At 71.3% G+C, this 21,333-nt stretch carries 20 protein-coding genes, 1 tRNA gene and 1 pseudogene; 8 read left to right on the forward strand and 14 right to left on the reverse strand.

The window, feature by feature from the left end; translation table 11 throughout:
- Positions 1-34 precede the first annotated feature (34 nt).
- The 8 genes and pseudogenes from DEJ03_RS02200 to DEJ03_RS02235 all read left to right on the forward strand — a co-directional run bounded on the left by DEJ03_RS02200 (position 35) and on the right by DEJ03_RS02235 (position 8,332).
- A complete protein-coding gene (locus DEJ03_RS02200) occupies positions 35-877 on the forward strand; it encodes an exodeoxyribonuclease III (RefSeq protein WP_110863349.1) in 843 nt (280 codons plus the stop codon).
- A gap of 41 nt (positions 878-918) precedes the next feature.
- Positions 919-1,929 carry a tryptophan--tRNA ligase gene (gene trpS, locus DEJ03_RS02205; protein ID WP_110863350.1) on the forward strand — a complete coding sequence of 337 codons (1,011 nt, stop codon included), beginning with the start codon at positions 919-921 and terminating at the stop codon, positions 1,927-1,929.
- Between the two features lie 2 nt (positions 1,930-1,931).
- Entirely contained in the window at positions 1,932-2,486 is a 555-nt protein-coding gene (locus tag DEJ03_RS02210) for a GNAT family N-acetyltransferase (RefSeq protein ID WP_181422573.1), read from the forward strand.
- A gap of 91 nt (positions 2,487-2,577) precedes the next feature.
- Positions 2,578-3,672: a bifunctional diaminohydroxyphosphoribosylaminopyrimidine deaminase/5-amino-6-(5-phosphoribosylamino)uracil reductase RibD gene (gene ribD / locus DEJ03_RS02215; RefSeq protein ID WP_258370463.1), complete on the forward strand. Its 1,095-nt coding sequence runs from the start codon at positions 2,578-2,580 to the stop codon at positions 3,670-3,672.
- 29 nt (positions 3,673-3,701) lie between these two features.
- Positions 3,702-4,331, forward strand: a pseudogene (gene ribA, locus DEJ03_RS02220) (GTP cyclohydrolase II); the annotation flags it as partial.
- Positions 4,332-4,551: 220 nt separating this feature from the next.
- Positions 4,552-5,931 carry an MFS transporter gene (locus DEJ03_RS02225; RefSeq protein WP_110863353.1) on the forward strand — a complete coding sequence of 460 codons (1,380 nt, stop codon included), beginning with the start codon at positions 4,552-4,554 and terminating at the stop codon, positions 5,929-5,931.
- Between the two features lie 324 nt (positions 5,932-6,255).
- Positions 6,256-6,471 (forward strand): hypothetical protein, encoded by a 216-nt coding sequence (locus DEJ03_RS02230; protein WP_027466417.1) that lies wholly within the window; start codon positions 6,256-6,258, stop codon positions 6,469-6,471.
- A 7-nt stretch (positions 6,472-6,478) separates the two neighbouring features.
- On the forward strand, positions 6,479-8,332 hold the full coding sequence (locus DEJ03_RS02235) for an ABC transporter ATP-binding protein (protein ID WP_110863354.1): 1,854 nt from the start codon (positions 6,479-6,481) through the stop codon (positions 8,330-8,332).
- A 76-nt stretch (positions 8,333-8,408) separates the two neighbouring features.
- Here the strand turns inward: DEJ03_RS02235 and DEJ03_RS02240 are convergent, their stop codons facing one another.
- The 14 genes from DEJ03_RS02240 to DEJ03_RS02305 all read right to left on the reverse strand — a co-directional run bounded on the left by DEJ03_RS02240 (position 8,409) and on the right by DEJ03_RS02305 (position 21,262).
- A complete protein-coding gene (locus DEJ03_RS02240; RefSeq protein WP_110863355.1) occupies positions 8,409-9,914 on the reverse strand; it encodes an NAD-dependent succinate-semialdehyde dehydrogenase in 1,506 nt (501 codons plus the stop codon).
- Positions 9,911-10,531, reverse strand: coding sequence for an isochorismatase family protein (locus DEJ03_RS02245; protein WP_071404992.1), 621 nt, complete (start codon positions 10,529-10,531; stop codon positions 9,911-9,913). The genes DEJ03_RS02240 and DEJ03_RS02245 overlap by 4 nt, the downstream gene beginning before the upstream one ends.
- Before the next feature lie 23 nt (positions 10,532-10,554).
- Positions 10,555-12,066, reverse strand: a complete 1,512-nt coding sequence (gene dacB, locus DEJ03_RS02250) for a D-alanyl-D-alanine carboxypeptidase/D-alanyl-D-alanine-endopeptidase (protein ID WP_110863357.1) — start codon at positions 12,064-12,066, stop codon at positions 10,555-10,557.
- 73 nt (positions 12,067-12,139) lie between these two features.
- The gene (locus DEJ03_RS02255; protein ID WP_110863358.1) at positions 12,140-13,135 is read right to left on the reverse strand and encodes a Gfo/Idh/MocA family protein; all 996 of its coding nucleotides are present in this window, start codon (positions 13,133-13,135) and stop codon (positions 12,140-12,142) included.
- A 95-nt stretch (positions 13,136-13,230) separates the two neighbouring features.
- A complete protein-coding gene (locus DEJ03_RS02260) occupies positions 13,231-13,671 on the reverse strand; it encodes a BLUF domain-containing protein (protein ID WP_071404995.1) in 441 nt (146 codons plus the stop codon).
- A 188-nt stretch (positions 13,672-13,859) separates the two neighbouring features.
- Positions 13,860-14,657, reverse strand: a complete 798-nt coding sequence (locus DEJ03_RS02265; protein ID WP_071404996.1) for a glycoside hydrolase family 16 protein — start codon at positions 14,655-14,657, stop codon at positions 13,860-13,862.
- A 181-nt stretch (positions 14,658-14,838) separates the two neighbouring features.
- Positions 14,839-14,911: transfer RNA gene (locus DEJ03_RS02270), tRNA-Thr, on the reverse strand.
- A gap of 44 nt (positions 14,912-14,955) precedes the next feature.
- A complete protein-coding gene (locus tag DEJ03_RS02275; RefSeq protein WP_110863359.1) occupies positions 14,956-15,591 on the reverse strand; it encodes a TetR/AcrR family transcriptional regulator in 636 nt (211 codons plus the stop codon).
- A gap of 24 nt (positions 15,592-15,615) precedes the next feature.
- Complete coding sequence (locus DEJ03_RS02280) at positions 15,616-16,758, reverse strand: DNA polymerase III subunit delta' (RefSeq protein ID WP_071404998.1); 1,143 nt, start codon at positions 16,756-16,758, stop codon at positions 15,616-15,618.
- Positions 16,759-16,783: 25 nt separating this feature from the next.
- A complete protein-coding gene (gene tmk / locus DEJ03_RS02285; protein ID WP_110863360.1) occupies positions 16,784-17,419 on the reverse strand; it encodes a dTMP kinase in 636 nt (211 codons plus the stop codon).
- Positions 17,416-20,247 carry a type I DNA topoisomerase gene (topA, locus tag DEJ03_RS02290; protein ID WP_071405000.1) on the reverse strand — a complete coding sequence of 944 codons (2,832 nt, stop codon included), beginning with the start codon at positions 20,245-20,247 and terminating at the stop codon, positions 17,416-17,418. The genes tmk and topA overlap by 4 nt, the downstream gene beginning before the upstream one ends.
- Complete coding sequence (locus tag DEJ03_RS02295) at positions 20,223-20,702, reverse strand: hypothetical protein (protein ID WP_110863361.1); 480 nt, start codon at positions 20,700-20,702, stop codon at positions 20,223-20,225. Before DEJ03_RS02295 ends, topA begins: the two co-directional genes overlap by 25 nt.
- Before the next feature lies 1 nt (position 20,703).
- Complete coding sequence (locus DEJ03_RS02300) at positions 20,704-21,009, reverse strand: TadE family type IV pilus minor pilin (RefSeq protein WP_181422574.1); 306 nt, start codon at positions 21,007-21,009, stop codon at positions 20,704-20,706.
- 10 nt (positions 21,010-21,019) lie between these two features.
- Positions 21,020-21,262: a DUF4244 domain-containing protein gene (locus tag DEJ03_RS02305; protein WP_110863363.1), complete on the reverse strand. Its 243-nt coding sequence runs from the start codon at positions 21,260-21,262 to the stop codon at positions 21,020-21,022.
- Between the last annotated feature and the right edge of the window lie 71 nt (positions 21,263-21,333).

A 21,333-nucleotide genomic window follows, 5' to 3' on the forward strand; every position in this document is an offset into this window, starting at 1 on the left:
AGGGCTGTCGGCACCCGCCGATAAGGTGTTCTGCATGACACGCCTGCGCCTCGCATCCGTCAACGTGAACGGCGTCCGCGCCGCCTTCCGCAAGGGCATGGGCGACTGGCTCGCCACCCGCGACGTCGACGTGCTGGCCCTGCAGGAGGTGCGCGCGTCGAGCGACGACCTGGCGGCGCTGCTCGGCGACGAGTGGGACATCGTGCACGACCCGGCGACCGCGAAGGGCCGGGCCGGCGTCGCGATCGCATCCCGACACTCCGCCCAGATCCACCGCGTCGCGCTCGGCCCGGACGACTTCGACTCGGCCGGCCGCTGGCTCGAGGCCGACTACGAGATCGGCGGGACGACCGTCACGGTGGTCTCCACCTACGTGCACTCGGGCGAGGTCGACACCCCGAAGCAGGACGAGAAGTGGAAGTTCCTCGACGCCATGACCGAGCGGCTGCCGGCACTCCGGGCGCACAACCCGCTCGCGGTCGTCGTCGGTGACCTGAACGTCGGGCACGACGAGCGCGACATCAAGAACTGGAAGGGCAACGTCAAGCGAGCCGGCTTCCTGCCGCGCGAGCGCGCCTACTTCTCGCGGTTCTTCGGCGCCGACGGCGAACCGGTCGAGGGTGCCGACGGTTCCACGGGTCCCGGGCTCGGTTGGGTCGACGTGGGCCGCGCCCAGGCCGGCGACGTCGACGGCCCGTTCACGTGGTGGTCGTGGCGCGGTCAGGCCTTCGACAACGACACCGGCTGGCGCATCGACTACCAGATGGCGACGCCCGACCTGGCCGCCAAGGTCACGGAGTACACGGTCGACCGCGCCGCGGCGTACGACCAGCGATGGTCCGACCACGCCCCCGTGGTCGTCGACTACGAACTCTGACCCCTCTTCTCTCGCTTCACCTGACGCACCGGAGCACCACCATGACCAAGACCCGCATCTTCTCGGGCATCCAGCCGTCCGCCGGATCGCTGCACCTCGGCAACTACGTCGGGGCGCTCATGCAGTGGAGGACCCTGCTCGACGACTACGACGCCATCTACTGCGTCGTCGACATGCACGCCATCACCTCGCCGCAGGACCCGGCCGAGCTCCGCGCGAACACCCGGGCCACCGCTGCGCAGTACATCGCGTCGGGCATCGACCCGTCCAAGGCGACGCTGTTCGTGCAGTCGCACGTGCCCGCCCACGCCGAGCTCGCCTGGGTGCTGAACACCCTGACCGGCTTCGGCGAGGCGAGCCGGATGACCCAGTTCAAGGACAAGTCGGCACGCCAGGGCGCCGAGGCTGCGTCGGTCGGGCTCTTCACCTACCCGATCCTGATGGCCGCGGACATCCTGCTCTACGACACGAAGGTCGTGCCGGTCGGGGACGACCAGCGCCAGCACGTCGAACTCACGCGCGACCTGGCCGGACGCTTCAACTCGCGGTTCGGCGACACCTTCGTCACGCCCGAGGCACGCATCCTGACCGAGACCGCGCGCATCTACGACCTGCAGGACCCGACCAGCAAGATGAGCAAGTCCGCAGCGTCGGACAACGGCCTCATCCGCCTGCTCGACGACCCGAAGCGCACCGCGAAGAAGATCAAGTCGGCCGTCACCGACGCCGAGCGTGAGATCCGGGCCGACCGCCAGACGAAGCCCGGTGTGACGAACCTGCTGACGATCCTGTCGGCGTTCACCGGCACCTCGATCACTGCGCTCGAGGAGTCGTTCGCCGGCAAGGGCTACGGCGACCTGAAGGGCGAGGTCGCCGACGCCGTCGTGGCCGAGCTCGAACCGGTCCGCGCCCGCACGCTCGAACTGCTCGACGACCCGGCGGAGCTCGACCGGCTGCTCGCCGTCGGCGCCGACCGCGCCGAGTCGATCGCCCAGGAGACCCTGGCCCGCGTCTACGACCGCATCGGGTTCGTCCCGCGGTCGCGCGGCTGACCGTGCAGCCCGTCACCCTCGAGTCGGCGCGGGTCCGGCTCGACCTGCCCACCCGCGCCGACACCGCGGCGATCACCGAGGCCTGCCAGGACCCGGAGATCGTCCGGTGGACGACGGTGCCGACGCCGTACCGCGAGCAGGACGCCCGGACCTTCGTCGACGCCCTGGTCGGACCGGGGTGGGCATCGGACCGCGAGTACACCTGGGCGATCCGACCGGCCGGTTCGACGTGGCTCGCGGGCATCATCAGCTACCGCACCGCCGGCCGTGACCTCGGGTTCTGGCTCGCACCGTCCGCGCGCGGTGCCGGACTCATGCGCGACGCCGTCCGGCTCGTCGTCGACTGGGCGTTCGAGCAGGGCGCGCCGGACGTCTACTGGGAGTGCTACGAGGGCAACGCAGCGTCGGCAGCGGTCGCCCGTGCGGCCGGGTTCTCGTTCACGGACCTCGGCGCAGCACGGGTGCCGGACCGGGACGGCGGCCCGACCGCGGCGTGGACCGCACTGCGACGCGCCGACGGCACCCCAGCCTCCGAGCTCCCCTGGCCCGTCGCCTGAACGCGCTCACAACCGTGGTGACGTGTCACCCAACCACCGCCGGTAGGCTCGGCCCGTGAGCGACACGGCACGACCCACCGAGGTCCGGGCGATGCGCCGCGGGCTCGAACTCGCGGCCCTCGGGCCCGTCGTCGGCGACCACGCCCGCGTCGGCGCCGTGATCCTCTCCCCCACCGGCGAGGTCCTCGCCGAGGGGTGGCACAAGGGCGCCGGCACCCCGCACGCCGAGGTCGACGCGATGGCCAAGGTCGACCCGGCACTGCTGCGCGGCGCGACGGCGGTCGTCACCCTCGAACCCTGCAACCACGTCGGTCGCACGGGGCCGTGCGCCGTGGCCCTGCTCGACGCCGGGATCGCCCGGGTCGTGTACGCGATCGACGACCCCGGAGCCGACGTGCACGGCGGCGCCGACCGACTCCGCGCCGCCGGGGTGCAGGTCGTCTCCGGCGTCCTGGCCGACCAGGCCGAGGCGTTCCTCGAACGGTGGCTGCTCTCGGTCCGGCTCGGCCGACCGTGGGTCACCGTGAAGTGGGCCTCCAGCCTCGACGGGCGCGCCGCCGCTGCCGACGGCACGAGCAAGTGGATCACCGGCGCCGCCGCACGGCAGCACGTCCACGAACAGCGCGCCGCCCACGACGCGATCCTCGTCGGCACCGGCACCGTCCTGGCCGACGACCCGAGCCTGACCGCGCGCGGGGACGCCGGCGAACTCCTCGCCGACCAGCCGCTCGCCGTGGTGCTCGGTGACCGCCCGGTGCCGGCCGACGCCGCGGTCCGTCGGCACCCGCGCGGGTTCGTCACCCTGCCCGGACACGACCTGGCCACCTCGCTCGGTGCCCTGCGCGGGCACGGCGTGCACTCGGTGTTCGTCGAGGGTGGTCCCACGGTCGCCTCGGCGCTCGTCGCCGCCGGACTCGTCGACGAGTACCTGGTGTACCTCGCCCCGGTGCTGCTCGGCGGACCCCGTGTCGCCCTCGACGACCTGGGGGTGGGAAGCATCTCCGACCGTCGGCGGTTGGACGTACTATCGACCACCAGCCTCGGCCCCGACCTGCTGGTCCGAGCCCGACCGCACCGTCCGCAGCACGAGAACCAGCACCAGCACCAGCACGACCGCCAGCAGCAGCAGCACGCGACACCCGGGCTCGGGAACGACGGGCCCACGAACGACCGGAGCACCCCATGACCGATGCGCTGACCTCCCCCACGCCGGGGAGCCCGGTCAAGTTCGAGGTGTCGACGAACGTGCCGACCACCCACGGCACCTTCCAGATGCGCGCCTACCGCGACCTCGTGACGAGCGCGGAGCACGTCGCGATCATCGGCACCCTGCCGGACGGCTCGATGCCCACCGACGGCGCACTCGTCCGGGTGCACTCCGAGTGCCTGACCGGTGAAGCCTTCGGGTCGCTCAAGTGCGAGTGCGGCCCCCAGCTCGACGCCGCGCTCGACACGATCGCGGCCGAGGGCGGTGTGGTCATCTACCTGCGCGGGCAGGAGGGCCGTGGCATCGGTCTCATCAACAAGCTCAAGGCCTACCGCCTGCAGGAGGACGGTCTCGACACCCTCGACGCCAACCTCGCGCTCGGTCTGCCCGCCGACTCCCGTGCCTACGGCGGCGCCGCGGGCATCCTCGCCGACCTCGGCATCACCCGGGTCCGGCTGCTGTCGAACAACCCGGAGAAGCGCCGCCAGCTCGAGGAACACGGCATCACCGTCGACTCCCTCGTGCCGCTCGTCGTCGGCATCTCGGCGCAGAACGCCGGGTACCTCGACACGAAGCGCGACCGGATGGGCCACCAACTGCCCGAGCACCTCGAAGCGGGAGCTGGCGCGGGCGCCTGAGCGCGCGCAGGAGGCAGACGCTTCGGCCAGCTGACTCTGGGCTGATTCGCAGGCAGACGACATCTGTCGTATGATCGGGCTTCCGTCACAAGCGGTCCCCCCTCAGCCGAACGCACCCGATCGGTGCCCGCGCCACCCCGCGCGAACCGATCGGTGTCCGCCGTTTCGGATCCTCGTGCTCCCCGTCGGGAGCACGCAGCACGGAAGACCTCGCCCTGTCATGACCGCCGCCCCGGCACCCGCAACCCCCACCTCCGCTCCGGCACCCGCCGGCAACCCGCGCTCCCGCGTCGTCATCGCGAGCCTCGTCGGCACGTCGATCGAGTTCTACGACTTCTACGTCTACGCGACCGCCGCGGTGCTCGTCTTCCCGACGCTGTTCTTCCCGAACGAGGACCCGACGGCCTCGCAGCTGTCGTCCTTCGTCACCTTCGCCCTGGCGTTCTTCGCCCGGCCGGTCGGGTCGATCATCTTCGGGCACTTCGGCGACCGGATCGGCCGCAAGACCACCCTCGTCGCGTCGCTGCTCGTGATGGGCACCGCCACGTTCCTGATCGGCTGCCTGCCGACGTTCGACACGATCGGCGTCTGGGCCCCGGTCCTCCTCGCCGTCATGCGATTCGCCCAGGGCGTCGGGCTCGGCGGCGAGTGGTCCGGTGCGGCCCTGCTCGCGACCGAGAACGCACCGAAGGGCAAGCGCGGCGTCTTCGGCTCGATGCCGCAGCTCGGTGCCCCGATCGGCTTCCTGCTCGCGAACGGCCTGTTCATCGCGATCAACGCGGCGATGCCCGCCGGTGCCGACGGCACCCCGAACGCCGACTTCCAGGCGTGGGGCTGGCGCATCCCGTTCCTGCTCTCCGCCGTGCTCGTCATCATCGGTCTCTACGTGCGCTTCAAGCTCGTCGAGTCGCCGGTGTTCCGCGGTGTGCAGGAGTCCGGCACGGTCGCGAAGGTCCCGCTCGGCCGGGTGTTCCGCACCTCGTGGCGGGCCGTCATCGTCGGCACGTTCGGCATGGTCGCCACGTACGTGCTCTTCTACTTCATGACGACGTTCACCCTGTCGTACGGCACGACCGGCTCCGAGGCCAGCGCACTCGTCCCGAAGGTCGGCCTCGGGTACACCCGTGGCGAGTTCCTGACCCTGCTCATGATCGGTGTCGTGTTCTTCGGCATCTTCACCCCGATCGCGGGGCTGCTCGCCGACAAGTTCGGCCGCCGCAAGACCCTCATCCCGACCACGATCGGCATCGCGCTGTTCGGCCTGACGTTCCAGTTCTGGTTCGCGGCGTCGAGCGGCCCGATCACCGTGGTGACCTTCCTCATCGTCGGGCTCTCGCTGATGGGGCTGACCTTCGGTCCGATGGGTGCGCTGCTGCCCGAGCTGTTCCCGACGAACGTCCGGTACACCGGCTCGGCCATCGCGTACAACGTCGCGTCGATACTCGGTGCGTCGCTCGCCCCGACCATTGCACTGGCGCTCTGGAAGCCGGACGGCGACATCTTCCTGGTCGGCCTGTACCTGACGATCGCCGCGGTCGTGACGCTGGTCGCGCTGCTCTTCGTGCGCGAGACGAAGTCGAAGGACATCGCCGACGCCTGATCGGCGACGCATCCGCGGGACGGGCGCACCCCGCTCAGCAGCGACGCGAAGCGTTGCGCGGGGTGCGCCGACCGAGCCTGCGAGGGAGGGGTGCCAGCTGGCACCGGGCCTCCCATTCGTCGTGCGCGCGCCTCGCTCCCCGCGCAACACGCCGTCGTGTCAGCAAGACGCCGCCTGCCCGCCGAGACGCCGCCGGATTCGGCGGCGTCTCGCGCGCGTGGCGGCGTCGAACGAAGACGCCGGCGTCTGCGCACCCGATGCTGCACGGCTCGCGCCGTCAACGCAGGTTGACGAATGTCGGTGCGTCAATGTAGGTTGACATGCATGGACCGACCGACCATCACGAGCCTCGCGGCCGGAGCATCGGGGGACGACCCGTTCTCCGCCCTCGCCAACGTGCGGGAGCTGCGCCGTGAGCTCGACCGGACCGAAGAGCTCGCTGCGCGACGTGCCCGCACCGCCGGTGCCTCGTGGCAGGAGATCGCGACGCTGCTCGGTGTCAGCCGACAGGCAGTGCACAAGAAGTACGGCAGAAACTAGGAACACGATGAGCTTCCCCTTCGCACGCCCGAAGACCTCCGACGGCCCCCGCGCCACGTTCGGTCGCCTGCTGTCCTACCTGTTCGAGAACAAGCCCGCGATGGTCGTGATCATCGTGCTGAGCGTCCTCGGGGCGGGGGCCTCGCTCGCGCAGCCGCTCCTGGTCAACCAGGTCATCACCGCGGTGCAGCAGGGCAACACCCTCAGCACGCTCGTGTGGCTGCTGGTCGGGCTCGTCATCGTCGCGGGGGTGCTGAACGGCGTGCAGCACTTCCTGCTGCAGCGCGCGGGCGAGGGCGTCGTGCTCTCCACCCGCCGCAAGCTCATCGCCCGCATCCTCAACCTGCCGATCTCGGAGTTCGACACGCGGCGCACCGGCGACCTGGTGTCCCGCGTCGGCAGCGACACCACGCTCCTGCGTGCCGTCCTGACCCAGGGGCTGATCGAGTCGATCGGCGGCGCGCTCACGTTCATCGGCGCCATCGTCGCGATGGCGATCATCGACCCGCTGCTGCTCGGCATCGTGATCGTGATCGTCCTGATCGCCATCGTCGTCGTCGGCGGGCTGAGCCGTCGCATCCGGGTCGCCTCGAAGCGTGCGCAGGAGAAGGTCGGCGACCTCACCGCCGCCGTCGAACGCGGGATCGGCGCGGTCCGCACGATCCGTGCGGCCGGCGCCACCGCACGCGAGGTGCGCGAGGTCGACGGCCACGCGACCGAGGCCTACAAGCGCGGCCTCGACATCGCCAAGATGTCCGCCTTCGTCGTCCCCGTCGCGAGCATCGTCATGCAGGTCGCGTTCATCGCCGTCCTGGGCGTCGGCGGGGCACAGGTCGCGGCCGGCACCATCACCATCGCGACGCTCATCACGTTCATCCTGCTGCTCTTCATGATGATCATGCCGCTCGGCCAGGCGATGGGCGCGGCAGTGGCCGTCGCCCAGGCGCTCGGCGCGCTCGGCCGGATCGAGGAGATCCTGCACCTGCCGACCGAGTCCCAGGACGACGAGTCGGTCCGGCCCGCCGCGGCGGTCGCCACCGACGACGCCATCGCGTTCGAGCACGTCTCGTTCCGGTACCGCGCCCAGGCGGACGCCTCGGGTGCCGACGGCGCGGTCGCGTCCGACCCCGCGGACCGTCCAGGAGGCCCGGATCGCGTCGACGACGAGCGTCCGGCCGACGACGTGGTGCTCCACGACGTGTCGTTCCGGGTGCCCCGCGGCTCGCGAGTCGCACTCGTGGGTCCGTCCGGTGCCGGCAAGTCGACGACCCTGGCGCTGATCGAGCGGTTCTACGACCCCACCGACGGCGTGATCCGCCTGGGTGGCATCGACGTCCGCGGCATGGACCGCGACGAGCTCCGGGCTCAGATCGGCTACGTCGAGCAGGACGCCCCCGTGCTCGCCGGCACGATCCGCGCCAACCTGCTGCTCGGGTCGCCGAACGCCACCGAGGACGACTGCGTCCGGGTGCTCGAGGCGGTCAACCTCGGCGAGGTCCTGCACCGCGATCCCCGCGGTCTCGACGCGCAGGTCGGTGAGGACGGCGTGATGCTCTCCGGTGGGGAACGGCAGCGCCTGGCCATCGCCCGCGCGCTGCTCGCCGCTCCCCCGATCCTGCTGCTCGACGAGTCGACGTCGTCACTCGACGGGGTCAACGAGCAGAAGATGCGGCTCGCGATAGACGCCGTCGCCGAGGACCGCACCCTGCTCGTGATCGCCCACCGGCTGTCGACGGTGGTCGACTCCGACGTGATCGTCGTGCTCGAGCACGGCCGCGTCGTCGGCAGCGGCACGCACTCCGAGCTCGTGGAGTCGACGCCGCTCTACCGCGACCTGGCGAAGCACCAGCTGCTGGTGTGAGTGCCGGTACGGCCGCGTGCACCGCGGCCGTACCGTCGATCCGGGCTCGGGGTCAGGCTCTGGCTCTGGCTCTGGCTCAGGCGGCGAAGGGGTCCGGGGTCAGCACGTAGACGGTCTCGAGGTACTCCTCGATGCCCTCGTGCGACCCCTCGCGGCCCAGGCCCGAGGACTTCACGCCGCCGAACGGGAACGCCGCGTTCGACACGACACCCGTGTTCAGCCCGAGCATCCCCGTCTCCAGACGCTCGGCGAGCCGCTGACCGCGCCGGAAGTCGGTCGTGAAGGCGTAGGCGATCAGCCCGTACTCGGTGTCGTTGGCGAGCCGGATCCCCTCGTCCTCGGTGCTGAAGCGCGTGACCGAGGCGACCGGTCCGAAGATCTCCGTCGTCATGATCTCCGAGCCGGGCTGCACGTCGTCGATCACGGTCGCCTCGTAGAAGGTGCCCGGGCGGTCGATCCGGTGGCCGCCCGTGACGAGCCGGGCACCGCGGCCGAGGGCATCGTCGACGAGCGAGGCAGCTTTGTCCACGGCGCGGTCGTCGATGAGCGGTCCGAGCGTCGTGCCGTCCTCGGTGCCCCGGCCGACGCGCAGGGCGTCCACCTTCGCGGTGAGGGCCGCGACGAACGCATCGGCGATGCCGTCCTGCACGAAGAACCGGTTCGCGGCGGTGCAGGCCTCGCCCGTGTTGCGGAACTTCGCGAGCATCGCCGCGTCCACCGCCTCGTCGAGATCGGCGTCGTCGAACACGAGCAGCGGAGCGTTGCCGCCGAGCTCCATGCTCGTCTTGAGCACGTTGTCCGCCGCCTGCTTGAGCAACGCCGAACCGACCGGGGTCGAACCGGTGAACGTCAGCTTCCGCAGGCGCGGGTCGGCGATGATCGGCTCGGACAGTCCCTTGGCGTCACTCGACGGGATCACGTTGAGCACGCCGTCCGGCAGCCCGGCACGGCGGAACAGCTCGACCAGGAACAGGGTCGTCAGCGGGGTGAGATCGGCCGGCTTCGCGACCACCGTGCAGCCGGCGGCCAGGGCCGGGCCGATCTTCCGCGTCGCCATGGCCAGCGGGAAGTTCCACGGGGTGATCGCGTACACGGGGCCGACCGGGCGCTTCAGCACGACCGCGCGGCCGGTGCCCTCGGGGTTCGTGCGGTAGTCGCCGGTGATGCGGACGGCTTCCTCCGAGAACCACCGCAGGAACTCGCCGCCGTAGACGACCTCGCCGCGAGCCTCGGCCAGCGGCTTGCCCATCTCGAGCGACATCAGGGCCGCGAGGTCGTCGGCGTGCTCGTGCACCAGGTCGAAGGCCCGGCGGAGGATGTCCGACCGTGTGCGCGGGGCCGTGGCTGCCCAGGACTCCTGCGCGGCGGCCGCGGCGTCGAGCGCGGCGATGCCGTCCTCGGGGGTGGCGTCCGCGACTTCGGCCAGGACGGCACCGGTCGACGGGTCGTGCACGGCGAAGGTGGACCCACTCGACGAGGCGCGCCAGGTGCCGCCGATGAAGAGTCCGGTGGGGACGCCCTCGACGCGGACGTGCTCGTCGGCGACGGTGGTGGTGGTTTCGTTCGTGGTGGTGTCGGTCACAGTCGTGCTCCTCCTGGGTTCGCGAGGCCCTCGTCCATGTCGCTGCGGTCGACGTGTCCGCCGGCCGCCCGGATCTCGTCGAGCGCCCGGGCGCTGCGCTCGACGTCGACGCCTGCCACCAGGTCCTCGTACACGGCGACGTCGAGGCCCGCGGCACGGGCGTCGAGCGCCGAGGCACGGACACAGTGATCGGTCGCGATGCCGACGACGTCGATCGTGTGCACGCGGCGCTCGGCGAGCACCTCGGCAAGCGGGACGCCCGCCTCGGTCCGGGCCTGGAACGCCGAGTAGTCCGGCGTGCCCTGCCCCTTGCGGACGTCGACGTCGATCAGTGCGGTGTCGAGATCGGGGTGGTAATCGGCGCCGGGTGTGCCGGCGACGCAGTGCACCGGCCACGTGTCGACGAAGTCGGGTCCGTCGGGTCCGGCGAAGTGTCCGCCGTTGTCGTCGTCGCCGTGGTGCCAGTCGCGGGACGCCACGATCAGGTCGTACTCGTCCCCGTGCCGACCGAGGAACGCGGTGATGCGCTTCGCGAGCGCCGCTCCCCCGGTGACCGCGAGCGCTCCGCCCTCGGTGAAGTCGTTCTGGACGTCCACGACGAGCAGTGCTCTTGCCATGGGTCCATCCAACACCCGTCGGCTCAGGAGCCGGTGAGCTTGCTCCCGCACGAGTAGGTCGCGGCGGTCACCGCGTCGAGTGCCGGCAGTGCCGCTGCACGCGGTGAACCGATGGCGTAGAAGGCGAAGGTCAGCCGCGACCCGTCGGCGGCGTCGATGTAGCCGCCGAGGGTGTTGGCGCTGTCGATCCAGCCCGTCTTCGCGTGCACCTTGCCGCGGGCGACCGCGTTCGCGCCGGTGAACCGGCTGGCCAGGGTGCCGGACTGGCCGGACACCGGCAGGGCGTTCGCGAGCGTGCCGAGGCCCTTCGCGCCGGAGGCGACCTGCACCATGAGGTGTGCGACGAACTCCGGCGACACGGCGTTCGAGGCGCTCTCGCCCGAGCCGTCCTTGATCACGATGCCGGCCGGGTCGAGGCCGTAAGAGCGCAGTGCCGACTGGTACACGGACGACAGCGACGCCGCCGAGCCGTTCGAGCCGGACTCCTTCGAGGACACCCGGGCGAGCATCTCGGCCAGGGTGTTGTCCGAGTTCGGGATCATCTGCCCGATGAGTGTCGACACCGGCTGCGACGACACCGTGGCGATCGTCTCGGTGCCGGTGGTCGCCCGCTTGACGATCTGCGCGGACGAGGCGCCAGCGACGCCAGCGTTCGCCAGTGCCGTCCGGAACGCGATGCCCGCGCGTCCGACCGGGTCCTCCGACCGGGGCGAGGTCGCCGCTGCGGGGTTCGCCCGGTCACCGTCGACCATGAGCGCCGTGACCTCCGGCTGGTACCCGATGGTGCGCTCGGACACCGGCCACGTGGGGTCCCAGGCGTCGGCGTCGCTCCAGTAGGAGTCGTCCGTGACGATCGTGGTGACCGGGGTGTCGCCGACCTTCGCCTTCACCTGCTGCGCGAGCTGCGCGAGGGTCGGGGCGCCCGGGTAGACGGTGCCACCGCCGGCGGACAGCGTCGCGTCGCCGTGGCCGACCAGGGCGACGGTGTTCGCGGACTCCCGTGCGACGGTCGTCGGGATGCGGTGGTCGCCCCCGAGCACCGAGAGCGCGGTCGCCGAGGTCAGGGTCTTCATGACGCTGCCGGTCTGGGCGGCCCGCTCGCCGTGCTTCGAGAACAGGACCTTGCCCGTCTTCGCGTCCATCACGTACCCCTCGAAGTCGCCGAGGCCGCTCGCCGACGCAGCCGTCGCGATCGAGCAGGTCCGGAGCGCGGACGGACCGGCGAGGTCATCCGGCACCGCGCGGGCATCGGCGGTCGGGGTGGGGGACGGCTTCGTGGTCGGGCGCTTCGTGGTGGTCGTCCGGTCCGGAGCCGAGGACGCGGTCCGGGTCGGGCTCGGCGCCGCAGCAGTCCGAGAGTCCGGGGTCGTGGCCGCCGCGACGGCGACGGCCCCACCGGAACCGACCACGAGCAGCGCCGCGAGACCACCGGCGATCCACGGGACCGGGCGTCGCGCGGCGGAGGCGCGCACCGCGGTGACGGCGGCGCGGAACCGCTCCGGGACGGAACGCGGGGTGGGCTGCTGCTCGGACATCGCGACCGATCCTACGGAACTGCGGCAGGAGCCTCCAGGCCGGATCCGGGATCCGTGGCGGACCGGAGCCGGATCAGGGAGCCGTGACGGGACCGTCGGCCGGGTACCGGACCCCGACCTGGCGTCGTGCCTCGTCCAGCACCGCCATGATCGCGACGGTCTCGTCCGGGTCCATCGGGCCGCCGTCGTGGCGGCCCGACGTGATCATCGTCTCGAAGGCGCGGGCCTCGTGCTCGTAGCCGGCGAGTTCCTCGCGACCGTCGAACTCCTCGACGACGGCTCCGTCGCGATCACGGATCCGCCAGGTGGTCGGCGTGTACCAGGTGGCGTCGAGGTCGATGCGGCCGGTCTCGCCGATGATCGACGCGGTGTTCGGGCTCCGCAGGTCCATCCCGAAGTGGATCATCGACTGCGCACCGCCCTCGTGCGTCATGACCAGGCCCATCTGCTCGTCGACGCCCTGCTCGCTCAGCGTCCCGGCTGCGACCAGCGCGGTCGGCACCCCGAGCACGTCCACCGCGAAGGACACCGGGTAGATCCCGAGGTCGAGCATCGCTCCCCCACCGAGTGCCGGGTCGCGCAACCGGTGGCCGGGGTCCGTCGGGAGGGCCTGGTGGTGGGTCGCCTCGACCACCACCGGGCGGCCGATCCGTCCCTCGGCGACGACCTCGCGGATCATCGCCATCTGGGGCAGGAACCGGGTCCACATCGCCTCCATCACCGCGACACCGGCTTGCCTCGCGGCGTTGACGACCGTCCGGGCCTCGGCCGCGGTCATCGTGAAGGCCTTCTCGACCAGGACGTGCCTGCCCGCGCGGATCGCGAGCAGGGCGTCCTCGGCGTGCCGGACGTGCGGGGTCGCGACGTAGACCGCGTCGACATCGTCGTCCGCCACCAGGTCCTCGTAGGAACCGTGGGCCCGCTCGATGCCGAACTCGGCGGCGAATGCCTCGGCGTGTTCACGGGTGCGGCTGCCCACGGCCGTGAACACGATGCCGGCCGCGGTGCAGTCACCCACGAAGGACCGTGCGATGCCGCCTGTGCCGATGACTCCCCAGCGATCCGTCATGGGTCCTGTCTACCAGCGCGGGGTGTGGCGCGGCCCGCGGCGGTCGTCAGCGGGGTCCGCGTCGGGCGGTCAGCGGCGGTGCCCGCCTCGGGTCGTCAGCGGCGGTGCTTGCCGAGCGCGGCGTCCGGGGCGGCCATCGGGTGGTTCCGGAACCAGCGCAGGAGCTCACGGGCACGGCTCGTGTCGGCGCTCGCATCGCCCTCGGCGAGGAACGAGTCGAAGCCGTCGGGCAGGTCGGCTTCGGCCTCCCGGTGGAACGCCATCTTCCACTCGCCGAAACGCCGGGTGTGGATACGCTCCTCGACGAGCAGGCCGACGTCGGTGTGCCGCGGGTCGTCGATGATGCGCTGGTACGTCTCGAGCACGGCTGCCTCGGGGCCCTCGAGCAGCTGCATGAACCGGCCGTCCTTGTAGACGAGCAGACCGGACAGGCCGGACGCGGTGTTGCGGACCCGTGCGTGCTCGAGCAGTGCGTCGAGCCGCTCCTGGTCGAACACCTCGTTCGCTGCGCTCATGTAGACCAGGGACAGCAGCATGACGACCTCTCGGTGACGACGGAACGGGTTCCCTCTCATCGTGGACCGCACCGACGCAGTCGGGCAGCCCCAGAACGGGGATCGTTCCCGCCCGCGCACCCGCGTCGAGGTTCGGGTCATCGACGCGAGCACACGGGTGTCGGGTCGTACGACCGGACTGATTCGGAGCCCCCGTCCGGGGGGTTTGGTCACTCCGTGTCGTAGGTGCGGACCCAGTCGATCTGCACGTGCCCGGGGTCGCCCCAGTTGCCGATCTGGAACATGTAGCGGTGCGGGGTGGTGGGCACGTTGCGCGGCACCGTGAACACGAGCTTGCCGTCGAGGTAGTACCGGATGATCTTCCCCGGCACCCACTCGGTCGTGTAGGTGTGCCAGTCGTTCCAGGACACCCGGGTGTTGTAGTGCTCGGTCCGCTTCTCGAGCCCCTGGAGCATCGAGTGGTGGAAGACGCGCGGTGAGCCGTTGAACTGCCCCTCCGGGTAGTTCAGCTCGCCGTCCGCCCAGGCGTTCGACGTCGGCCAGAGCATGACCGCGATCCCGTTGCCGTCGCCACCGGTCGCCCGCGCACGGATGCTGAAGGTGCCGCCGACGTGTGACCAGGCGCCGGTGGGCGTGCCGAACGTCCCGGCGGCGCCGTGCTCCCCGTCCATCGCGACGTCCAGGTAGCCGTCGTGGGCGCTGATGAGCTTGTCCGAGTAGTACTTGCCGCCCGTGCCGTCGGGGTACGGCTGCCACGAGTTCCGGTACGTCTCGGCGAAGGGGCCGCCCGCTGCTGCGGGGGTGTCGAAGTCCTCGGAGAAGGTCGGCTCGCGGTCCGCGAGGTACGCGGGGCCGGTCGCGGACGCCGTCGGGGTCGCGGACGGACCGGTGCTCGGCGACGAGGTCGAGGCGGACGTGGCACGGGACTCGGGCACGGCTGCCGCGGTGACCGCGAGGGCTCCGGCGGTGGCAGCGACCACGACGATGACCAGGACACGCTTCAGCACGGCGTCACCGCCGGTGGAGCGCTGGGCTGGTGGTCGGTCATCGTGTCCCCCGTTTCGCGGACAAGGGTAGCCCGCGAACGCGCCCGACGTCTGTCCCTCGGGCGAGGGACACGGGTTTCGTCCGGAATACGAAAACCCCGGTCAGAGCCACTTCGAGTGGGCCTGACCGGGGTGTTCACGGAGCCGCCTGTCGGAATCGAACCGACGACCTATTCATTACGAGTGAATCGCTCTACCGACTGAGCTAAGGCGGCGCACACTCCATGTCCGGAGTGGCACGAGCAATGACTATACAGGTTCAGACGAGTGAACGCGAAACCAGCACGCCGAGCTCGGAGAAGGACCGTTCGAGCTCGTCGACCAGGTGTGTTCCGGCCTCGGAACCCGACCACTCCCACCACGCGTGGCGCAGGGCTGCGAGGGCGACGATGGCCGCGAGACCCGCGCGACGGCGGAGTGCCTCGGCGTCGGCGGCGAGCTCCGGGTCGGCGTGTTCGAGCCGGCGCGCGACGGCCGTCTGCAGCTCCGCCTGGAACTCCTTCATGGACGCCATGCGACGGCTGAACAGCTCCGGGTTCGCGCGGAGGACCTGCTGCCGCTCCTCGATGAGCCCGCGCTCCTCGATCAGTTCCCGCGTGGAGTGCACGAGCAGCGTGCCGATGTCGGCGAGCAGGTCACCGCTCGGACCACCGTCGACGAACGCCTGCAACGCCGCGTCGTCGGGCAGCTGCGGGTCGTCCCCGAGGATCGCCTGCTCCTTGCTCGGGAAGTAGTTGAAGAACGTCCGGGGCGAGACGTCGGCCCGCCGGGAGATCTCGTCCACCGTCACCGCGCCGAGGCCGTCCTCGATGGCGATCCGGAGCGCAGCCTGCTGGATGGCGCGCCGGGTGGCGCGGCGCTTCCGTTCGCGCAGGCCGGGTTCAGCGTCGGGCATGCCGTGATTGTCGCACGCCGGGCCTCAGCGGCGGGCGCGGGCGATCGTGACGAGCAGTGCTTCGAGCGCCAGGAGTGCCGCCACGTTCGCCGCGATGCGCTGGCGCGCCAGGGCCACGGCGTCGAGGACCTCGAGCGCGGCAGCCGGCGGTGTCGTCGGCAGCGCGTGTTCGAGCTGGTCCTGCATGGCCAGGTTGACCGGTTCCGCCGGGGCTCCGAGCCCCAGCAGGAGGAGGTCGCGGTACAGGGACGAGACGTCGACCAGGATGCGGTCGAGGCCGTCGCGCAGGCTCCGGGTCGCCCGGCGCTTCTGGTCGTCCTCGAGGGCGCGGAGCTGCGACCGGAGCGCCGGCGGGATCGTCCCGCCGGGTTCGACCCCGAGCGAGCGCAGGGCTGCGTCGCGCTCTTCGGAGTCGCGCTGCTCGGTGATGGACTTGGCGTCCTCGTCGGCGACGGCGAGGAGTTCGGCGGCCGCCATGACGGCATCGCCCACGCTCCGTACACCGAGCACGGTCGTCAGGGTCCGGCGGCGACGGTCACGGGCCGGCTCGCTCGTGGCGAGACGCTGCGCCATGCCGATGTGGCTCTGCGCCTGACGAGCAGCATCCATCGCGAGGGCACGGTCGACACCGGTGCGGGCGACGAGCAGGTCGGCGACGGACTCGATGCCGGGCACGCGCAGGCGGACCGAGCGGACGCGGGACCGGATCGTCGGCAGCAGGTCGGCCTCACTCGGGGCGCAGAGGATCCACACCGTGCGCTCCGGGGGTTCCTCGAGCGCCTTGAGCAGCAGGTTCGAGGTGCGCTCGGTCATGCGGTCGGCGTCCTCGATGATGACGACGCGGTAGCGGCCGACCGACGGCGAGTAGTACGACGAGGTGACGAGCTGCCGGATCTCGTCGATCGTGATGATCACACGCTGGGTCGTGAGCACCGAGACGTCGGGGTGGGTCTTCGCGGTGATCTGCCGCAGGGTGTGGTCGTCGTCGGGGCCGTTGCCCACGAGCGCCGCCGCGAAGGCGGTCGCCACGTTCGACCGTCCCGACCCGGGCGGGCCGGTGATGAGCCACGAGTGCGTCATGCCGCCGGTGCCGTCGGTGGACTCGGCCGCGTTGCGCAGCGACGCGACCGCTTCTTCCTGCCCGGTCAGGCCGTCCCACACGCTCACGGGACCATCCTGTCAGTGACCACCGTCATGCCGGGTCGATCCCGACGAGCGGGGCCACCGCTCGACGGACCGCGTCCTGCACGGTGTCGGTCGGGGCCGAGGCGTCGACCACCAGGAAGCGCACCGGCTCGGCCTCGGCCATCGCGAGGAAGGCCTGACGGACGGACTCGTGGAACGCCGCAGCCTCGGACTCGAGACGGTCGAAGGTGTCGCCCCGCGCCGCGGCCACCCGGGCGCGTCCGACGGTGACGTCGAGGTCGAGCAGGATCGTGAGGTCCGGTGCCAGACCGTCCGCTGCCCACTCCGAGACGGACCGGACCTGCTCGACGCCGAGGCCGCGCGCGACGCCCTGGTAGGCGACGGACGAGTCGATGTAGCGGTCCTGCAGGACGACCTCGCCGCGAGCGAGCGCCGGACGGACGACCGTCTCGACGTGCTGGGCTCGGTCGGCCGCGTACAGCAGCGCCTCGGCCCGGGGTGCGACGTGGCCCCGCTCGTGCAGGACCATCTGCCGGATCTGGACGCCGAGGTCGGTGCCGCCGGGCTCGCGGGTGCGGACCACGGTCCGACCGTGCACACCGAGCCACGCCGAGAGCAGCTCCGCCTGGGTCGTCTTGCCCGCGCCGTCGCCGCCCTCGAGCGTGATGAAGCGACCGGTCACTTCTTCTTGGCCGCCGTCCGACGAGCCGGGGTCTTCTTCTTGACCGGCCCCTTGGCACGCTTGTCGGCGATGAGCTGGACCGCGCGGGCGTGGTCGACGGCCTCGACGTCCTCGCCCTTCGGGATGGTCGCGTTCGTCTCGCCGTCGGTGACGTACGGGCCGAACCGGCCGTCCTTCATCTTGATCGGCTTGCCGGACACCGGGTCGGCGTCGAACTCCTTGAGCGCGGCGCTCGCGGTGCGGTTGCCGCCGTACTTCGGCTGCGCGAACAGCTCGAGTGCACCGGGCAGGTCGATGTCGAAGATCGCGTCCTCGCCGGGCAGGGTCCGGGTGTCGGTCCCCTTCTTCAGGTACGGCCCGTACCTGCCGTTCTGCGCCGTGATGTCGTTGCCCGTCTCCGGGTCCTGGCCGACGACGCGGGGCAGGTCGAGGAGCTTCAGCGCGGTCTCGAGGTCGACGGTCTGCGGGTCCATCGACTTGAAGAGCGAAGCGGTGCGTTCCTTCGGCGCCGCGGCCTTCTTCGTCGTCTTCTTCGCAGGCGCCTTCTTGGCGGGGGCCTTCTTCGCCGTCGCCGTCGCCGATGCCGTCTCGCTCGTCGCGGTCGCAGCAGCCGCGTCGGCCACGGGGGCCTCTGCCGCTGCGGGCGCTTCGACGACCTCGCCGGTCTTCGGGTCCACGGTGGGTTCGGGCTCCGGGGTGCGCTCCGTGACGTAGGGGCCGAAGCGGCCGTCCTTCGCCAGGACCTCTTTTCCGGTCTCCGGGTTGATCCCGACGACACGGTCGCCGATCACCGGTGCGTCGACGAGTTCCTTCGCCTTCTCGACGGTCAGTTCGTCGGGAGCGAGGTCCTCGGGCACGTTGACGCGCCGCGGCTTCTCGGGGTCGTCGCTCGGCACCTCGATGTAGGGGCCGTACCGACCGATCCGGAGTGTGAGGCCCGGAGCGAGCTCGACCGAGTTGATCTCGCGGGCGTCGATCTCACCGAGGTTGTCGATGACCGTCCGCAGGCCGCGCTGGTCGTCGTCGCCGCCACCGAAGTAGAAGCCCTTGAGCCAGTCCACCCGGTCGGCGTCGCCGCGGGCGATGCGGTCGAGGTCTTCTTCCATCTCGGCGGTGAAGTCGTACTCCACGAGCTCGCCGAAGTACTCCTCGAGCAGGCGCACGACGCTGAACGCGATCCAGTTCGGCACCAGCTGCGTGCCGCGGAGCGAGACGTAGCCGCGGTCGATGATCGTCGGGCTGATCGTGGGGTAGGTCGACGGACGCCCGATCCCCAGCTCTTCCAGCGTCTTGATGAGGCTCGCCTCGGTGAAGCGCGGCGGCGGGGTGGTGTCGTGCCCCTTCGCCTCGACGTCGGTGACCGCGAGGTGTTCGCCCTGGGCCACGTTCGGCAGGGCGACGTCCTGGCCCGCACGCTCGGACGACTCGTGGCGGTCCTCGTCACGGCCTTCTTCGTAGGCGCTGAGGAAGCCGCGGAACGTGATGACGGTGCCGGATGCGGTGAACTCGGCATCCGTGCCGTTCGCGGTCGAGGCGATGCCCTCGACCGACTCGGTGGAGGAGATGCCGAGCACGATCGACGCGGTCGAACCCTTGGCGTCCGCCATCTGGGACGCGATGGTGCGCTTCCAGATGAGGTCGTAGAGGCGCCACTCGACACCGGTGAGGGTGCCCTGCAGGTCCTGCGGGGTGCGGAAGGAGTCACCGGCGGGACGGATCGCCTCGTGCGCCTCTTGCGCGTTCTTGCTCTTGCTCGCGTAGAGGCGGGGCTTGTCGGGCACGGTGGCCGAGCCGTACAGGTCGGCTGCCTGCTTGCGAGCGGCGTCGATGGCTTGCTTCGAGAGCGAGACCGAGTCGGTACGGATGTAGGTGATGTAGCCGTTCTCGTACAGGGTCTGCGCAGCACGAGCGGTCTGTCGCGGGGACAGACGGAGCTTGCGCGCGGCTTCCTGCTGGAGCGTCGACGTGGTGAACGGCGCGGCGGGGCGTCGCGTGTACGGCTTCGAGTCGACGCTGCGGACGGTGGCGTCACCGGCGCGCTCGAGGACCGTCGTCAGCGACGCGGCAGCGGCCTCGTCGAGCCGGACGACGTCACCGCTGAGCGTGCCGCGGTCGTCGAAGTCACGGCCGGAGGCGACGCGGGTGCCGTGGATCCGGGCGAGTCGCGCCGAGAAGGAGGACTCGCCGGCCTTCTCGAACCGGGCGGAGAGGTCCCAGTAGTTGGCGGACACGAAGGCCAGGCGCTCGCGCTCGCGGTCGACGACGAGCCGGGTGGCGGCGGACTGCACACGGCCGGCGGACAGACCGGGGGCGACCTTGCGCCACAGGACCGGGGAGACCTCGTACCCGTACAGCCGGTCGAGGATGCGGCGGGTCTCCTGCGCGTCGACGAGGGCGGTGTCGAGCTCACGGGTGGCTTCCTGCGCGCGCTGGATCGCCTCCTTCGTGATCTCGTGGAAGACCATCCGCTTGACGGGGACCTTCGGCTTCAGGACCTGCAGCAGGTGCCACGCGATCGCTTCACCCTCGCGGTCTTCATCTGTTGCGAGGTAGAGCTCGTCGGCGTCCTTGAGGGCGCGTTTCAGCTCGGAGACGGTCTTCTTCTTGGCGTCGGACACGACGTAGTACGGCTCGAAGCCGTTGTCGACGTCCACCGAGAACTTGCCGAGGGAGCCCTTCTTGAGCTCGGGCGGCAGGTTCTTCGGCTCGACGAGGTCGCGGATGTGTCCGACCGAGGCCTGGACTTCGTATCCGTCACCGAGGTATTGCGCGATCGTCTTCGCCTTCGCAGGGCTCTCGACGATCACGAGCTTCTTCGTGCCTGGCACGTGTCTCCTTGATCGATGGTGCTGATCGGCCCTGGCCACGAGCGTGTCCGGGTCGACCGGGACATCGGTGACCGCGGGCCGACAGGCACACCATACACATAGTGTTCGGGCGGGTCGCCTGCCGGACCGGCCACCGCGAGTGCGCCGACGACGAACGGTCCGGTGCCCACGACCACGCGGACGCGGGCCGTGGTGGCGACGAGTTCGCAGGCGTCGAGGGCGGCCCCGTTCGCCGTGGCGATCCGGGTCGCGACCGCACACGGCTCCCCCGGTACCAGCCCGGTGGCGGCCGCCGCGGTGCCCACGGCGGCGGCGTCGGCGGCGCCCTGGGCGCGGAGGGCCTGCGTGCGGTGGCCGGCGGCGGCGAGCGCCGTGGACCCGACGAGGACCCCAACGCCGAGGACCGCCACGAGCAGCACGGTCGCCGAGCCGCGTTGGCCGTCGGGGATCGTCACGTCAGCCCCCTCGGGCCGCGGCGCACGCCGTCGCGGTCAGTGGGAGCGCCGCGAAGGGACCGGTCCCGCCGCGCGTGGCGTCGACGCAGACCAGGTCACCGTCCGACCGGACGACGACCGCCGCCCCCGGGGCGAGCCGGTCGGCCGCGGACCGGCCCAGGCGCTCGTCGTCGCGCCCGATCGCCCGGGCGGCGGTGGCTGCGGCGAGTTGCAGACGGCCCTGCGCGTCGACGACGAGGACGGCCGCGACGAGGGCGGTCAGCACGATCGCCACCACGGGGAGCGCGACCGCGAACTCGACGGTCACCGCGCCGCGCTCACAGCGAGAGCGCGCCACGGACGAGGTCGGTGAGGATGGTCTGGACCTCGCCGGAGCGCATGACCGCGACGAGCACACCGGCGAAGGCCACGGCGGCGAGGATGACGACCGCGTACTCGGCGGTGGCCGATCCCCGGTCGTCCCGCAGCCGCGACGACCACCGGGCGACGGGGCGACGCGGGCGACGGTGGTGGCAGATGGCCCGACGGGTGCGGCGGTCGGGGGATGACGTGGTGCTCATGGAGTCCGTCCTTTCTGTTCGGTGGGACCAGCGTGTCCTGGCTGGGGTGTCGACGAAGCGGCCTCGGCGCC

It is taken from the genome of Curtobacterium sp. MCLR17_043, from assembly GCF_003224215.1.
Classification (GTDB): domain Bacteria; phylum Actinomycetota; class Actinomycetes; order Actinomycetales; family Microbacteriaceae; genus Curtobacterium; species Curtobacterium flaccumfaciens.

Bases quoted from the DNA above. Each gene is read 5' to 3' on its own strand.
- DEJ03_RS02260 (WP_071404995.1), bottom strand. From the start codon at position 13,671: ATGCTGCTGTCCCTGGTCTACATGAGCGCAGCGAACGAGGTGTTCGAC.
- dacB (WP_110863357.1), bottom strand. From the start codon at position 12,066: ATGTCCGAGCAGCAGCCCACCCCGCGTTCCGTCCCGGAGCGGTTCCGC.
- ribD (WP_258370463.1), top strand. From the start codon at position 2,578: ATGCGCCGCGGGCTCGAACTCGCGGCCCTCGGGCCCGTCGTCGGCGAC.
- trpS (WP_110863350.1), top strand. From the start codon at position 919: ATGACCAAGACCCGCATCTTCTCGGGCATCCAGCCGTCCGCCGGATCG.
- DEJ03_RS02305 (WP_110863363.1), bottom strand. From the start codon at position 21,262: ATGAGCACCACGTCATCCCCCGACCGCCGCACCCGTCGGGCCATCTGC.
- DEJ03_RS02235 (WP_110863354.1), top strand. From the start codon at position 6,479: ATGAGCTTCCCCTTCGCACGCCCGAAGACCTCCGACGGCCCCCGCGCC.
- DEJ03_RS02230 (WP_027466417.1), top strand. From the start codon at position 6,256: ATGGACCGACCGACCATCACGAGCCTCGCGGCCGGAGCATCGGGGGAC.
- DEJ03_RS02225 (WP_110863353.1), top strand. From the start codon at position 4,552: ATGACCGCCGCCCCGGCACCCGCAACCCCCACCTCCGCTCCGGCACCC.
- DEJ03_RS02275 (WP_110863359.1), bottom strand. From the start codon at position 15,591: ATGCCCGACGCTGAACCCGGCCTGCGCGAACGGAAGCGCCGCGCCACC.
- DEJ03_RS02245 (WP_071404992.1), bottom strand. From the start codon at position 10,531: ATGGCAAGAGCACTGCTCGTCGTGGACGTCCAGAACGACTTCACCGAG.
- DEJ03_RS02200 (WP_110863349.1), top strand. From the start codon at position 35: ATGACACGCCTGCGCCTCGCATCCGTCAACGTGAACGGCGTCCGCGCC.
- DEJ03_RS02255 (WP_110863358.1), bottom strand. From the start codon at position 13,135: ATGACGGATCGCTGGGGAGTCATCGGCACAGGCGGCATCGCACGGTCC.